Origin of the sequence: Streptomyces sp. NPDC001544 (assembly GCF_042894285.1) — a bacterium.
GTDB lineage: Bacteria > Actinomycetota > Actinomycetes > Streptomycetales > Streptomycetaceae > Streptomyces.
This window is the reverse complement of record NZ_JBIAVN010000012.1, coordinates 34,757-50,056: the sequence shown is the minus strand read 5'-3', so window position 1 is coordinate 50,056 and position 15,300 is coordinate 34,757. Positions and strand designations below refer to the sequence as shown.

General features: G+C 70.8%; 11 protein-coding genes. 4 read left to right on the top strand and 7 right to left on the bottom strand.

The genetic code is table 11. The annotated features are described in order from the left end of the window. Nucleotides 1-124 precede the first annotated feature (124 nt). Nucleotides 125-760, top strand: a complete 636-nt coding sequence (locus ACFY0F_RS27050) for a TetR/AcrR family transcriptional regulator (RefSeq protein ID WP_388799412.1) — start codon at nucleotides 125-127, stop codon at nucleotides 758-760. Between the two features lie 82 nt (nucleotides 761-842). Here the strand turns inward: ACFY0F_RS27050 and ACFY0F_RS27045 are convergent, their stop codons facing one another. The 3 genes from ACFY0F_RS27045 to ACFY0F_RS27035 all read right to left on the bottom strand — a co-directional run bounded on the left by ACFY0F_RS27045 (nucleotide 843) and on the right by ACFY0F_RS27035 (nucleotide 6,119). After that, a complete protein-coding gene (locus tag ACFY0F_RS27045) occupies nucleotides 843-1,571 on the bottom strand; it encodes an alpha/beta fold hydrolase (protein WP_388799409.1) in 729 nt (242 codons plus the stop codon). 118 nt (nucleotides 1,572-1,689) lie between these two features. Then, entirely contained in the window at nucleotides 1,690-2,736 is a 1,047-nt protein-coding gene (locus tag ACFY0F_RS27040) for a zinc-binding dehydrogenase (RefSeq protein WP_388799406.1), read from the bottom strand. A gap of 161 nt (nucleotides 2,737-2,897) precedes the next feature. After that, the gene (locus tag ACFY0F_RS27035; RefSeq protein ID WP_388799403.1) at nucleotides 2,898-6,119 is read right to left on the bottom strand and encodes a bifunctional cytochrome P450/NADPH--P450 reductase; all 3,222 of its coding nucleotides are present in this window, start codon (nucleotides 6,117-6,119) and stop codon (nucleotides 2,898-2,900) included. 260 nt (nucleotides 6,120-6,379) lie between these two features. On the opposite strand from ACFY0F_RS27035, the gene ACFY0F_RS27030 reads away from it, so the two are divergent. Next, nucleotides 6,380-7,030, top strand: coding sequence for a TetR/AcrR family transcriptional regulator (locus ACFY0F_RS27030; protein WP_388799400.1), 651 nt, complete (start codon nucleotides 6,380-6,382; stop codon nucleotides 7,028-7,030). Nucleotides 7,031-7,453: 423 nt separating this feature from the next. Here the strand turns inward: ACFY0F_RS27030 and ACFY0F_RS27025 are convergent, their stop codons facing one another. The 4 genes from ACFY0F_RS27025 to ACFY0F_RS27010 form a co-directional block, all read right to left on the bottom strand. Next, a complete protein-coding gene (locus tag ACFY0F_RS27025; RefSeq protein ID WP_388799397.1) occupies nucleotides 7,454-7,879 on the bottom strand; it encodes an SsgA family sporulation/cell division regulator in 426 nt (141 codons plus the stop codon). Nucleotides 7,880-8,188: 309 nt separating this feature from the next. Continuing rightward, complete coding sequence (locus ACFY0F_RS27020) at nucleotides 8,189-8,518, bottom strand: NIPSNAP family protein (RefSeq protein ID WP_388799394.1); 330 nt, start codon at nucleotides 8,516-8,518, stop codon at nucleotides 8,189-8,191. A 39-nt stretch (nucleotides 8,519-8,557) separates the two neighbouring features. Continuing rightward, complete coding sequence (locus ACFY0F_RS27015) at nucleotides 8,558-8,977, bottom strand: SsgA family sporulation/cell division regulator (protein WP_388799391.1); 420 nt, start codon at nucleotides 8,975-8,977, stop codon at nucleotides 8,558-8,560. Between the two features lie 309 nt (nucleotides 8,978-9,286). Beyond that, nucleotides 9,287-9,724, bottom strand: coding sequence for a hypothetical protein (locus ACFY0F_RS27010; RefSeq protein ID WP_388799388.1), 438 nt, complete (start codon nucleotides 9,722-9,724; stop codon nucleotides 9,287-9,289). 532 nt (nucleotides 9,725-10,256) lie between these two features. Here ACFY0F_RS27010 and ACFY0F_RS27005 point away from each other — a divergent pair. Continuing rightward, nucleotides 10,257-12,719 carry a SpoIIE family protein phosphatase gene (locus ACFY0F_RS27005; protein ID WP_388799385.1) on the top strand — a complete coding sequence of 821 codons (2,463 nt, stop codon included), beginning with the start codon at nucleotides 10,257-10,259 and terminating at the stop codon, nucleotides 12,717-12,719. Between the two features lie 74 nt (nucleotides 12,720-12,793). Further along, nucleotides 12,794-15,235 carry a SpoIIE family protein phosphatase gene (locus ACFY0F_RS27000; RefSeq protein WP_388799382.1) on the top strand — a complete coding sequence of 814 codons (2,442 nt, stop codon included), beginning with the start codon at nucleotides 12,794-12,796 and terminating at the stop codon, nucleotides 15,233-15,235. Nucleotides 15,236-15,300 lie beyond the last annotated feature (65 nt).

Here is a 15,300-nt window from a genome sequence, read left to right as displayed (position 1 = left end):
AACACTGCTGTAATGAGGAAATCATCAACTCTGGCGTTTCGCGTCGTCAATAGGCACGCCGCAAATAATTGAGGATCTCATCAGTAATGGCAGTGTCATCGTCGCGGCGGTTACACTGGGCCGTATGCCGACGTCAGCCCCGCCCAAGAACCGCTTCGAGCGACGCCGTGCCGAGACCCGTCAGGCGCTCGTCCGCGCGGCCCGGCAGATCCTCGCGGAAACCGGGGACACGAGCGCAAGCATCCAGGCCATCGCCGAACGCGCCGATGTCGGCTTCGGGTCCTTCTACAACCACTTCGAGTCGAAGACGGAGCTGTTCGACGCGGCGGTGACGGACGCCCTGGAGGAGTTCGGGCAGGTCATCGACGCGCGCGTGGAAGGCATCGACGACCCGGCCGAGCTGGTCGCGGTCGGCTTCCGGCTCACCGCCCGGATGGCCGACTCCCACCCGGAACTCATGCGGATCCTGCGCGACCGCGGGTTGGCCCACATCCACTCCGACCGCGGCCTCGCCCCACGCGCCCTGCGCGACCTGGAGATCGGCATCGCCTCAGGCCGTTTCAGCTGCGGCAACGCGACCACCGCCCTGTCCGCCCTGGGTGGCACCCTGCTCTCGCTGGTGGCTCTGCGGCTGTCCTGCCCGGACCTCGACGGCGACGAGGCCGCCTCCGACCTTGCCGAGATGGTCCTGCGCATGCTCGGCCTCGCCGCGGACGACGCCCACGAGGTCACCCGTCGCCCGCTGCCGGGGCTCGACTGAGGAGCCGGTGGGATCCACGCCGCCGACCAAGGCGCGGTGGGCCTCGTGCGACGGCACCGTCGACCCCTGCCTGCGGACCGGATCACCTCCGGCTGGTCCAGTGCTCCTCGAGGGCCGTGGCGACCTCGGACGGTTTCTGGATCGGCGTCCAGTGGCTGCTGTCGAGTCTCAGGAAACGGGTGGCGCGCACGGAAGCGGCCATCTTCTCGCCGAACTCGACGGGGCAGACCGGGTCGAACGCTCCCCAGAACACCAGGGACGGTCCGGTCAGGTTCGCCAGACCCGGTTCCCACTCCGCACCGACCGTCAAGGCGGAACGGTACAGCTTGAGAATGCTGTCGCGCATGGTCTCGTCCACGCGGCCGGCGGTCTGTTCGGCCAGCTCAGCCGGGATCTGGAGGTTGTCGGTCAGGTCTTCGGCGAACGCGGCGGCGTCGTACTCCTCGGCCCAGCGGTCGCCCGCGACGGGGTCCTGCCACAGCTTGGCCAGCGGATGCCAGTCGTACTGGGCGCTGACCGGGCCGTTGCTGCCGGCCCATGTGCGGACCAGATCCGGCCGTACGGAAGCCACGCGCGCGGTGAGGAGGCAGCCCCAGTCATGGCCGACCAGGTCGACCGGCTCACCGATCCCTTCCAACCGCTCGATGAGCCAGGAGACGTATTCCTCCTTGGTGCAGGTGAAGCCCTCGGGGCGCGGCGAACCGAAACCGGGCAGGTCCCAAGCCTCCACGTCGCTGCGGGTCAGGTGCTCGCGCACGCCGTCCCACACATGGTGGGTGTCGGGCACGCCGTGGATCAGGATGGCGGTCATGAATGAACTCCTATAGGGGGCCGGTTGGAGAAGTGACAGCCGTGGGCGCCGGTGCACCCTCGGACACCGGCGCCCACTCACCCCTGCCCAGGGTGGCTTGTCGTCCTGCTGGCGGGCGTCAGGGGACGAGGATGAGGCGGATCGGGTCGCCGATCTTGTTCTCCAGTCGGTGGACGGCGTCGGCGGCCTCGACGAGCGGGATGTGGTCGGTGATGGAGGGTGCCAGGTCGAGCCGTCCGGCCGCGGTCAGCCGCACCAGCTCGGAGACGGACTCGGGGAAGCCGCCGTAGTGGCCGCGTACCTGCTTCTGCAGGTAGTTGAAGGTCAGGCCCTCGGTGATGGTCAGTGGCCGGGGTGTGATGCCCACCAGGATCAGGGAGCCGCCCAGGCCGAGCACGGAGGCGGCCTGGTCGCGGACGGCGGGGACGCCGGCGCAGTCGAAGGCGAAGTCCAGGCCGCGTCCGCCGGTGGCTGCGCGGACCTGGTCGGCGAAGTCGGGGGCTGCCGGGTCGAGCGCGAGGTCGGCGCCGAAGGCCAGGGCGCGCTCGCGGGCGCTGGGCAGCGGGTCGACGGCGATGATCGGGGCGGCGCCGACCAGGCGGGCGAGGCGTACGTTGTGCGCGCCGACTCCGCCCACGCCCCAGACGCCGACGGACTGGGCGGCACGGACGCCGGCGGTGGCGACGACGGCGGCGTAGGGGGTGGAGACCGCGTCGGGGATGATCGCGGCCTGGTCGAAGGGAAGGCTGTCGGGGATGGGGATGAGGGTGTCCTCGCGGGCGATGACGTACTCGGCCCAGCCGCCGTCGTAGTCGATGCCGGCGGTGAGCATCCGGGTGCAGGGGCGGTGGCGCACGCAGTCGGCGCACGTGCCGCAGGTCTTGCCGGCCTCCAGGGTGACGCGGGCGCCGACGGGCAGGCCGCGCTTGAGGTGGGGACCGAGCGTGTGGATCACCCCGGAGACCTCGTGGCCGACGGTGACCGTGTCGGAGGTGGCGAACATCGGGACGAGGGAGCCGTCGAGCAGGTGGACGTCGGAGAGGCAGACGCCGGCGGCCTTGACCTCGATGAGGACCTCGCCCGGGCCCGGCACGGGAATCGGGACCTCTTCCACGGCGAACTTCTTGCTGTCCAGGTGGAAGCGTCCGGCGAGCATGGTGTCCATGAAGATCTGCTTTCGGTGAGCGGTACCGCCCGGCGGTTCGGGCCGGAGGGTGCCATGTGGTGTCTGGAGGGCGGTGGTGGCCGGGAGGCGTGGGGGGTTGCAGGACGGGGCCGCACGCCTCCCGGCGGCTGGGAGTCGCACGCCTTGACGGCGTGCGACGGTCAGGCGAAGACGTCCTGCTGGTAGCGCTCGTCCGCTTCGAGCTGGGCGAGCCACTGCTGGGCGGCCTCGTCGTCGCTGCCGGTCTTCTGCCGGTGGATGGCGGCGAGGGCCTCGCGGACGGCGGGGGCCATGCGGCGGCCGTCGCCGCAGACGTAGATGTACGCACCGTCCTCGATGGCCTGCCACACCGTGTCGGCGGCGTTGGCGATGGCGTTCTGCACGAACCGGGCAGGGTGGCCGGTCACCGCGGAGAAGGCGGTGTGCACCTGGGCGATCCCGGCCTGCTCCCAGGCCTGCATCTCCTGCTTGTAGAAGTAGTCGTGCTCCGGGTGGCGGCAGCCGACGAAGACCTGGGACACGCCGACCTGGGTGCCGTTGGCGTGCTGTGTCGCCCGCTCCTCCAGGAAGCCGCGCAGCGGCGCGATGCCGGTGCCGGGGCCGATGAGGATCAGCGGCGTGGCGGGGTCGGCGGGCGGGGCGAACGTCGGGGAGGGCACGCGCACGTAGCCGTAGACGACGTCCCCGGGTTCCAGGCCCGCGATGTAGGCGGAGCAGGTGCCGCGGTACCGGCCGTCGCCGGACAGGGCCGGCCCCTCCAGCAGGCCCACGGTCAGGCGCACGTGGCGCGGGTCGGCCGACGGGGCGGAGGAGATGGAGTAGAAGCGCGGCCGGATGGGACCCGTCATCTCCAGGAAGACCGCCAGCGGCAGCTCGACGGCCGGGAAGCGCTCCAGCAGGCCCAGCACCGAGACGCGCTTGCCGAGGATCTCCTTCTGGTAGCGCTCCTCGGCCTCCTCCGTTTCGGCGGTGTACGCCTGGAGCTGCGGCCGGGTCCACGGGCACTCGGTGTGCTCGGCCAGGGTCTGGATCTGGGAGCGGGTGGCCACGTCCTGCAGCTCCAGGAACTCCGTGAGCAGGATGCCGGCGGTGACCGGCGTGCCGACCGGCAGGTGGGTGCGGCCGCCGGCCGGTTGCTCGAGCCGGAGCACCTGGTCGTAGTCGACGCCGAGTCGCCTCAGTGCGCGCTCCACCAGGGCGAGTTCGTTCTTGGCGAAGACGGCGAGGTGGTTGCCGGTGTCGTAGGTGACGCCCTCGGGCAGCTCGACGGTGATGGACTTCGCGGACGGGCGCGGCGGCTCGATCCGGAAGTCCCACAGTCCGGTCGCGTCGGCCACGAGTTCGTCGTTGGTCACCACGGTGAGGGGGTAGGCCTGCTCGGAGACGATGGCGGGGCGCACGTCGGACTCGGTGAGCAGCTGGACCTGGTAGCGGGGGCCGCTGGCCTGGGAGGTGTCGGCGGCGTACTCCTCGGCCAGGGTGGCCCACAGGTTGTCCATCCAGCGGGTGGCCATGCCGTCGAAGTCCCCGGCGGCGTCCGCGATGCCGCGCTCGACGATGGGGGTGGCGCCGGCGGCCAGCAGACCTTCCTCGATCCGCTTGGGGAATGCCTGGTAGGTGGCGACCCACTGGGTGTTGCCGGCGCCCAGCAGCGCGTACCGCACGTTCGCCAGCGAGCCCTCGGGCAGTCCGGCGGCGAGCAGGTCGTCGAAGCGCTGGGCGTTGTCGGGAGCCTTGCCGTTGTAGCTGGCGGCCACCACGGCGAGCAGGCCCTCGGTGGGCAGGTTGTCGCCCAGCTCGTCCAGGCTCACCAGCGTGGTGCCGAACCCGGAGCGCTCGCCGCGGTCGGCGATGGTGTGCGCCAGGTCCTCGCACGAACCCAGGCTGGAGCCGTAGGCGACGGTCAGGTTCACCCCGACACCGCTGACCGCTGCCTGGGCCTGGGTGTCGTCGGTCTGCACCTCCGCGGCGCCGAAGACGGTCCGCTCGTGCTCCTGACGACGGCGGACGATCAGCTCGAAGTTGCCGGGCTTGCGCGTCAGCGCCTCCCGCACGTCCATCGCGTAGTCGCTGGTGTCCGAGAACTTGAACTTCTGCAGCACCAGCGCCAGGGCCAGGCGGGCCTCGGTGAGCGCGAACTGGCGGCCGATGCAGGCACGAACGCCGTTGCCGAACGGCTTGTAGGCGTGCGGGTGCTGCTGGGCCCGGTTCTCCGGCAGCCACCGGTCGATGTCGAACTCGTCGGGCCGCTCCCACGCCTTGGGGTGGGTGTGCAGCGGGCCTTCAAGGATGCTGACCCGTGTGCCCTTCTTCAGCTCGTAGCGGCCGCCGATGACGGTGTCGTCGATGGGCGCCTTGGCGATCATCGGGATGGGAGCCCACAGCCGCAGGGTCTCCTCCAGGATCCGCGGGATGACGTCCAGCTGCATGATCGTGTCGTAGTCCGGGACCGTGTCACCTGGCATCAGCCGGTCCACCTCGGCGTACGCCTGGGCCAGCACGTGCGGGTTGCGCATCAGCGAGTACGTGGCGAACGACAGCAGACCACTGGTGGTCTCATGCCCGGCGATCAGGAACGTCAGCACCTGGTCACGCACGTTGTCGACGTCCAGCCGCTTGCCGGTCTCCGGGTCGGTGGCCTCAAGCATCAGGCCCAACAGGTCGTCCTCACCGCTGCCCTTGCCCTCCTGGCGCTCCTTGATCACGCTCTCGACCAGGTCGCGCATCACCTGGATGTTCTCGCCGTACTTCTTGGCATCGGCCCTGCGCAGCCTGGTCATCATCGGCAGCTCCTGAGAGCGCCGCATCGACTCGGTCAGCGCGCCCAGCATCGCGTTGAGGAACGGGTGCAGCTCCTCCTTGTCGAAGGACTCGAACCGGTAGCCGAACCCCGACAGGGCGATGGTGTCCAGCGTCAGGCGGGTGTAGTCGTCGGTGATGTTGACCGGCTGACCCTCCCGGCGCTCCCACTTGCCCGCCAGGTTCTGGGCGATCTCCAGCATCTGCCCGAAGTAGTTCCTCATGGCCCGCTGGCTGAAGGCCGGCAGCAGGATCCGGTGTGCCCTGCCCCATTCCTCTTCGTGCTGGTGGGCGGTGAACAGGCCGGCGCCGGCGAAGTCCCGGATGTGGTGCAGCGGCGTCTTGTCGATCTGCTTGAAGAACCGTGTTTCGTCGCTGACCTCGGCCACCAGGTCCGGGTCGTAGACGAAGACCTGCTCGATGCCGGCGATGTCCATGCCGTAGATGCCCTCGGGGAACTGCTTGGACAGCTCGGCGAAGTACTCGACCGGATTGGTGTCGGGGATCTGCGGCGTGTTGCCGAGCAGGGGGATCCCGCGCGGGGACCGGATGGGGCGAAGGTCGTTCGCGGGGTGCGTGGTCATGTCTTGCTCCTCTGCGCGGAGGGGGTGGAGGGGGATGGGGATGGGCAAGGGCGCGCTGCGCAGGTCGATGCCGTGGCGCCGTACGGAAACATACGCCGTATGGATTTAGAACCATACGCGGTACGGAAAATGGAGTGCAACCCCGGAAAGCCGGGTGGGACTGTGGTGAAGCTCATTTCCGTACCGCGTACGGAACTGGTACCGTACGAGGTATGGAAAAGAAGGTGAGGCGTCCCCCGCGGGGCACGAGGAAGAGAGACGTGCCTCTGACGGAGGCCGGGATCTATGCCGCCGCCCTGCGGCTCATCGACGAGGACGGCGTCGAGGCGCTCACCATGCGCAAACTCGCCACCGAGCTCGACGCGAACCCGATGTCGCTGTACCACCACGTGCCGAACAAGGAAGCCGTGCTGCGCGGCGTGACGAGAATGGTCGGAGCGCAGTTCCGCACCGTGACACTGGAGGACGCTCCCTGGCAGGAGCGGATCCGCCTGCTCGCCACGGACTTCCGGACCCTGGCGCACCGTCACCCCAAGCTGCTGGCGTACTCGTTCAGCCACCAGCCGGACTTCATTCAGCCCAACGACCCGTTCTGGACCGCCCTCACCGCCGTCGTGGCCGCTGCCGGTGTGCCGCGGTCAGAGGTCTCGAAGATCGCCGCGCTGATGGTCGCCGTCGTCATCGGCGTCCTCACCGCAGAACTCAACGGCGCACTCCACCAGTGGTCGACCCTCAAGCCCCAGGGCCCTGAAGCCGACGAAGACGGGGCCGACGCAGACCCTGGCTCCACGAGTGCGGCCCCGGAAGGCGCTGACCAGGACCACATGTTCCGTCTCGTGATGGACACGCTGATCACGGGCCTGGAAGGCCGTCTCTCCGCCGGTCGTGACGGCCGGCACGCCGGCCATTGAGCCAGTCGGCCTGAGGCCCGCCCGCAGGTGGGCGACATCCGCCTGCACACGGGAGCCATCCCGTGTGGTGCCGGGGACCACCAAGTACATCGAGTAGCCGTCGGCCGGTACACGCAGCGGTGCCCCCACCGGCGTGGTCGTCGGTTGCCGACTCCCCCCGCTCGGCTCCGCTCGCGCGGGGGGACCCCCATCGCGTCGACGCCCTCCTCCGCCTTGCAGCCGGACGCTCCCCCACGCTCGAATGAGCTCGCGCGGGGGCACCCCCATTCGCCCCGCTCACCAGCACCGATGAGGCACCGCCCGTACCCTGCGACCTGATCCGCCGGACAGACCCCGGAACGGTCGCTGCCCACCGAGGCCATGGCGGTGAACACCGAGGCGCAGACGTCCGTGTGCCTGCCTCAGGTCGCACCAAGCAAAGACTCACCCTTCGGCGAGGAGGTGCGCCAGGAAGCGGTCGAAGTCGCTGTGAGCGAGCTCGGCCCCCCGGGGCACCACCGCCTCCGTTTCCCGCAGGAACGCCTTGACCTCCTGCGCCGGGGCCTTGAGCAGGGCCGTGCCGGACGGCGGGTTGAGAAGGATGTACAAGTCGCGGCGGCCCTCCTCGCCGGCGGGCCATATGCGAACGTCCCCCTCGCCGGCGGGGCCCTCCAGGCCGTCGACCAGCAATTCGCGCCCGATGATCCATTCCGCCGGCTCGTCGCTGTCCACATCGGTGGCGAATGCGGCATGGACCGCATAGGGATCACTCGGCTCGTACCGCAGAGTCATGATCATGGGCAAGGACGTCGCATGAACGCCGACAAGCTTCACAGGCAGCCCCCGGATCACAGTTCTCAATGACTTCATCGGGTCTTACTCCTGGTGCTTTGCGTCATCCGGGGAAGGCCATCGAAAGGGCCGTCGCCGGATTCAAAGGGGCTGCGCAGACGGGGTTGCGGCGAGGGACCGGTGGCGATCGGCACGAGGACACCCTCAGGAGCAGTTCTTCGTGGCGTCGCCAGGGTGCCCGGCCGACGGTGGTTGCCGGACAGGGGGCGGTATCGGTGCCGGCAAAGGCCACCACCGGTGGGTCGCCGTCGACGACACCGCAATCGCCATCGCAGGGTCGCCGGACACCGGCCCTTGAGGCCGCGTCACTCGTCGCAGGCTGACCCGTCAGCGCAAGGGTGAGTCCACGGTGGGCGTCAGGAGGGTCTCGTCGAGGCCGACGATCTGGCCGATGTCGAATCCCTCCATGTCCGCGCGGAATGCAGGACTCGACAGGTAGGCCTCCAGCCGCTCCTGCACGTCCTCGGCGTCCTCGTAGGAAACGAGGGCGTACAGCCGGGGGGTGTCGCTTCCGGGTGCCGCGGGCACCGTCCAGACGCCGTGGGTGGTGATCCGGTGCTTGGCCATACCGGGAATGTGCCGGGCCCAGATCTTCTCGTAGGCGGAGAGCGCGGCGGAGCTGCGCAGGGTGTAGACGCGAAGCTGGTACTGGGGCATGACACTGGTCCTTTACTTCTGAGCATGGATGGTCGGCGGTCAGCCTCGGGGGAGGAGGTGTGCCAGTTCGGAGTCCCAGTCGATGAGTCCGGACTCGGTACCCCGTGGCACCGAAGCCTGGGTCTCCTGAAGGAAGGACGAGATGTCCTGCACGGGGACCTCGAGCAAGGCGGTGCCTCCGGAAGAACCGAGGGCGATGTAGATCGACTCGTCACCCCGCCCTGCGGCCGACCAGATCCGGACGTCCGCGTAACCTACGGAACCCTCCAGACCGTCAGCCAGAAGATCCCGCCCCAGGACCCATTCGACCGGCTCGTCGCTGTGGACGGAAAAGGCGGCACGGACGACGTAGGGATCGGCAGGCTCGTACCGCAGCCGCATGCACAAGGGCTGTGAGCAGGTGCGCGAGACGACGAGCTGCGCGGTCACCGCCCGAACCACGGTCCTCGAAGACTCCATGGGCGTTCACTCCAAGAGCACCCCCCTTGCCTCGGCTGCGCCCCGGCGCTCGTGGCGACCAGCACGCGTCGAAACAGGAGGTGTTCAGCAGGGCCCGGGCGCCGGACGGCAACGGCGGACCGCGCGGGTCGTGGCGTCGCGGCAGTCGGGCGACGCGCGCCTGCGGCGCGAGGTGGTGCCGCAGGCAGGTTCAGAGGGGAGCAGGGAACAGGCCCTCGCTCGATCCCCCGCCCGGCGGGCAGGGGACCGCGGATCCGTGACCAGCGGTCGCGTCCCTGCCTCCGCTCAGGGGCACAGGCGGGACCCGTCCTACCGGTCACCGTGGTTCCGGCCGTAGTGGTCCCAGCCGAAGTAGTCCCGGTCACCGCGGTTCCAGTCATGGTGGTCCCAGGCCCGGCCGTCGCTCTCGTAGCGGTTCCAGTCGTATCGGTGGGACCTGTCGGGCTTCCACCCGTCCCGCTCATCGTCCCAGCCGTAGCAGCGACCGTCGCGGCTGTGCCAGAGGGAGTCGGCGACATGGTCGTCGTGGTGCCAGCCACGCTGTGCGTTCCAGCAGTAGCCCTGCTCGATCAGGTAGCCCACGCCGTGGTCCCAGCGGTAGACGGTGAGGTTGACCTCGGCCGACCGCTGGGCGTGTGCAGAGGCGGGAGTCGCGGCCGAAGCGGTGCCCCCGGCACCGACAACGGCGACACCCGCGACCGCCACGGAGGAAACGGCGACAGCAATACGCTTCGTGAGCTTCTTCATGATCTTTCCTTCCGGTTGGTGCGATCTGCACCAACGGCTGCTTTTGCAGGCGAGATGAGGCGCCTGGCGTTGTGTGGCGTTGCCCGTCAGGCAGTTCCATACGTTGTATGGAACTACCCTGTCAGGATAACCATACGACGTATGGAAATGGGGAGGCGGGGACGGTGACTCGGGTCACCCGGACCGCATGGTCGGGTGGAGCGCGTGTGCCGGGCTGCGGCTGCCTGCCCGGCGCAGGTGATCCCCCGCGCGTCGACGGCGGTGGCGCGGGTGACCGCCATGGAGGCGGCGGTGATGGTGATGCGCGGAACTGTCGAGGCCGACGGTGCGCGGGAGTGGTGCGTGCATGGAGGAGCTTGACGGTCGGGCCGCCATGGTTGATGCTTTCATCAGAAATGGACAAATAGCTCATTAGTGACACATGCCGCCGTGTGCCTCTCCCCAGGACGTCGCCGTTCATCACGGCTGCACACAGGGCGGTCGCGCCGTGTGCCGGCGCTTGCTCACCTCCGCAACCAGGGAAAGGACCGCGATGACCGACACCGACCACACCCTCCCCACCGAGCCGGTCGGCCCCCGTGAGACGCAGGACGCCGCGATAGCGATGCTCGATGCCGAAGGCACCGTGGTCGGATGGACCCACGCCGCCCAGCAGCTCGTCGGCTACTCCGCCGGGGAGGTGGTGGGCCGGTCCGCGACCCATGTGCTGTCGCCCTCGCACGAGGCCCGGGGGGCTGCGGCGTTCGCCGAGCGGTGCCGTGCGCGGGGTGGCTGGTCCGGTACCGCGGCGATACGCCACCGCGACGGCCACACGCTCAGGATGGCGCTGCGCGTCTCCCTGCTGCGGGGACGGGACGCCGGGGTGCGGTGGCTGGTGTCCGTGACGGACACAGGTTCCCTGTCCTCGGGGGTGACCAGCGGACCGGTGCGGGAATCGCTCCTGGCCCACGCGCCGATCGGCATCGTCGTCTACGACCCGAAGTTGCGCTGTGTGTGGGTGAACGACGCCATGGAGCGGCACGACGGCGTTCCTCGTCACCGGCGCTTCGGGCGCGGCTTGAAGGACTCACTTCCCGCCGTCGAGGCCGAGGCCCTCAAGGTGGTGATGCGGCAGGTACTGGAGAGCGGCACGACGACCGTGCACGAATACCGTGCGTGGCCGCCTGCCGACCGGCCCCGTGAACACGCGTTCTCGGCCTCGTTCTTCTGCCTCCAGGGCGCGGACGGCGCGCCGCTGGGCGTGTGTTCCATGACCGTGGACGTCACCGGGAACCGTCGGGCGCGCGAGCGCCTCGCCATCCTCAGCGAGGCCGGCACGCACATCGGCAGCACCCTCGACGTGCTGCGCACCAGCCAGGAACTGGCAGAACTCGCCGTGCCCCTGCTGGCCGACCACGCCCTCGTCGACCTCGTGGAGTCGGTTCCCTTCGGCGTCGAACCGGCCGTACGGACCGGCACGACGAAGGGTCGCCCCCAGCCGCTGCGCCGTGCCGGTCTGGCCTCCGTCGACCTGGGTGTCCTGGAGTCGCCGTGGGTGCGCGAAGAAGTGGTCCACGCCCACCCGGACTCGCCGTTCTCCGCCGCCCTGCGCACGGGCCGGTCGTACCTGGAGCCGGTGCTGGACACCCGTTCCGGCCCCTGGGTCGACCACGACCCGGTGCGGGCGCAGAGGGTACGCGACAGCGGTGTCCACTCCTTGATGGTCGTCCCCATCCGGGCACGGCGCTGCGTGCTCGGACTGGCGCTGTTCGGCCGTTCCGTCGAACAGAAGCCGTTCCAGGAGGACGACCTGCTGCTGGCCGAGGAACTGGTCACCCGCGCCGCGCTCTGCCTGGACAACGCGCTCCAGTACGCGCGCGAGCGCACCGCCGCCCTCGCGCTGCAACGGGACCTCCTGCCTCACCGGGTACGGGGCGGCGTCGCCGTCGAGGTCGCCTCGCGCTACGTACCGGCCGACCTGGCCCACGGTGTGGGGGGCGACTGGTTCGACGTGATCGAGCTGTCCGGCGCCCGGGTGGCCCTCGTCGTCGGTGACGTCGTGGGGCACGGCATCAACGCGGCGGCGACCATGGGCAGGCTGCGCACCGCCGTGCGCACCCTCGCCGACCTCGACCTGCCCCCGGACGAACTGCTGGCACACCTCGACGACACGGTCCGGCGACTGAACGACGAGGACGCCGACGTGACCGGCCCCGGGTCCGCCGAGGTGGGCGCCACCTGTCTGTACGCCGTCTACGACCCGGTCACCGGGCGGTGCACGCTGTCGCGGGCCGGGCATCCACCGCCCCTGATCGTCGACCCGCAGGGCAGGGTCACCCTGCCCGACCTGCCCGCGGCGGCCCCGCTCGGCATGGGTTTCGGCCTGGTCCCCTTCGAGTCCGTGGAGCTGGACCTGCCCGAGGGCAGTGTGCTCGCCCTGTACTCCGACGGTCTGGTCGAGTCCCGCGACGAGGACATCGACGTCGGCCTGCGCCGCCTTGGCGCCGCCCTGACGCGTCCCGGTGCCCCTCTGGAGGACCTGTGCGCACGGGCGATGGAGACCCTGCCCGCGCGGGCACCGGCCGACGACGTCACCCTGCTCCTGGCGCGGACCCGCGCACTGCGACCCGCCCAGGTCGCCTGCTGGGACCTGCGGAACACGCCCGTCACCGTCCGCACGGCCCGGCACCTGGCCGTCCGTCAGCTCAGGCAATGGGGTCTGGAGCCGCTGGTGACCCCCGTGGAGTCGGTCGTCGGTGAACTGGTCACCAACGCCGTCCGCCACGGCGACGGTCCGAGCCGTCTGCGGCTCATCCGGCACCGGGTGCTGACCTGCGAGGTCTTCGACCCCCACACCGGCCGGCCACGCCCCCGCCGGCCACGCGCGCTCGACGAGCAGGGCCGCGGCCTCCACCTCGTCGCCCGGCTCTCCCGCAGGTGGGGTGCCCGCTCGTCACCGGACGGCAAGGTCGTCTGGGCCGAACAGGACCTGCCGTCCACAGCCGACGCCCGCTGACCCGCCGGCGGCCTACAGCCGCACCGGCCATCCGCTGCGCACAGCCGCGGGCTCCCCTCATGGAAGCCAGACACATGCACATACCGCATATCGACAACGCCGCCCCGGCAGACAGCCCCGAAGGCGCGACGACCGTCTCCGGTGCCGCTGCCGACGCCGCGCCGTGCGCCTTCGACAGCCTGGCCGCCGCCGTGCTCGACGACCGAGGCGCGGTGGTGGGGTGGACCGGCACGGCAGAGGACCTGACCGGGTTCCGCGCCGAGGAGGTCCACGGACGCCCCGTGCGCGAGCTGGTGGCCGACCTCCCGCACGGCCCCCGCGGTGCCACGCCAAGGCCGGCGACCGGCCGGGTACGGTTGCGACACCGCAGCGGCAACCCGGTCGACGTCACGTTCCGGACCACACGGGTGAGCGGCTCGGCGGACTTCCTCGTGCTCGCCGCCCCCACCCCGCACGTCACCGGCCGGCAGCACGGCGACGCGCTCCTGCGCGCGCTCTCCGCACAGAGCCGGATCACGATCGCCCTGCACGACACGGATCTCACGACCATGCAGACCAACGCCAGACCGGACACCCCCGAGGGCCGTCCGGTGGAGCCCGGCACCCGGCTGTGCGACGTGCTGCGCGCCGAGGACGCCGAGAGCATCGAGGCCGTACTGCGGCAGGTGCTCGAAACAGGCGTCCCGGTGATCAACAGGACCCAGCGAGTGAGCTGGCGGCACCACCCGGCGCCGCGTCACGAGCTGGCGCTGTCCGCCTTCCGCCTGGAGGACGCACGCGGACGCCCCACGGGGGTCGCAGCCCTGTACATGGACGACACCGGCCAACTGCGCGCCCGCCGCCAGCTGGAACTCACCCGCGAGGTCGCCGAGCGCGTGGGCGGTTCCCTGGACGTCGTGCGGACCGCGCAGGACCTCGCGGACGTCCTCGTACCCGCCTTCGGCGATCTCGCCGCGGTCGACCTGGCGCAGGCCGTACTCGACGGTGACGAACCCGTCGAGCGGCCGGCCGGGGGAGATCCGCGGTTGCGCAACGCGGCCCTGGCACCGGACACCGCGGTGTGGCCGGCCGGCGTCCGGCGCGGCAACGTCGTGCCACCCCTGTCCGACCACCCCCTCCTGCGCCGCTTCCGGCACGGCGAGACGGTCGTCCACGGTCCGGACGACATCGCCGCCCTGGTCGGCGGCGCACAGCAGGTCGAGCAGTTCCTCCCGCGCGAGGCGAACGCGGTGATGGTGGCACCGCTGTACGCGCGCGGCCTCACCCTCGGCGCGATCGTGGTCTGGCGCACCGGCTCGTCCGCACCGTTCACCGGGGACGAGGTGGAACTCATGCGGCAGATCGCCTCTCGGGGAGCGCTGGCCATCGACAACGCCCGCCGCTACACGCGCGAGCACAGAGCGGCCGTGGCCCTGCGACAGAGCCTGCTTCCGCCGGCCACGACCGACACCCCGGCCGCCGAGACCACCGGCGCCTACCTGCCCGCGGGCGGGGGAGCGGGCACCAACGGGGACTGGTACGACGCCATCGCCCTGCCCTCCCTTCGGCTGGCCCTCGTCGTCGGAGACGTGGCCGGTCACGGCATACCCGCGAGCATCACCATGGGACGACTGCGTGCTGCCATCCAGACCCTCGCGGATCTCGAACTGGAGCCGGACGAACTCCTCACCCGGACCGCCGACCTGGTCCAGCGCCTCGCGGCGGAAGTGCCGCCCGGCGAACAGGACACCGTCGGCGCCACCTGCCTGTACGCGGTCTACGACCCGGTCACCCGACGCTGCGCCATGGCCAGTGCCGGTCACCCGCCGCCGGTGTACGTCCGGCCCGACGGGACCGCCGAAGCCGTCGACATCGTCCCGGGGCCACCACTCGCCGTCAGCGGCATGCCCTACGAGACCACGGTCATCGACCTGGAACCGGGCGGCGTCCTCGCGCTCTACACGGACGGCCTGGTCGACCGGGGTGCGGAGGACGGCACCGGTGACGGGCTCCGGCGGCTGACGGACGCGCTCGCCGCCTCCTGCCGCCCGGGCCGGCCGCTGGAGGAGACCGGCCGGGCGCTCCTGACCGGCCTGGTGGGCGAAGCACCGTGTGACGACGCGACCCTGCTGCTGGCGCGCACCCGCGCCCTGTCGGGCGAGGATGTCGCCCACTGGCCGATACCGGCCGACCCGGCCGCCGTCTCCGGGGCCCGGGAATGGGCGTCCCGCCAACTCGCCGCGTGGGGGCTGGACGACCTCCTCTTCCCCACGGAACTCATCGTCAGTGAGCTGGTCACCAACGCGATCCGCCACGGTCGTCCGCCGGCTCAGCTGCGGCTGGTCCGCCACGGCGTGCTGGTCTGCGAGGTCACCGACTCCAGCAGCACCCAGCCCCGGCTGCGGCGCGCCCGCGCCACCGACGAGGGAGGGCGTGGCCTGTTCCTCGTCGCCCGACTGGCCGAGCGCTGGGGGTGCCGCCACGGGCAGAACGGCAAGACCATCTGGGCCGAGCAGGCCATCGGGGGTCCCCGCTGACCGGCCTGGACCGCGGAGCCGGCCGCCGCCCCGGGACAGGTCGTTCCGCGCCGCGGCGGGTTTGC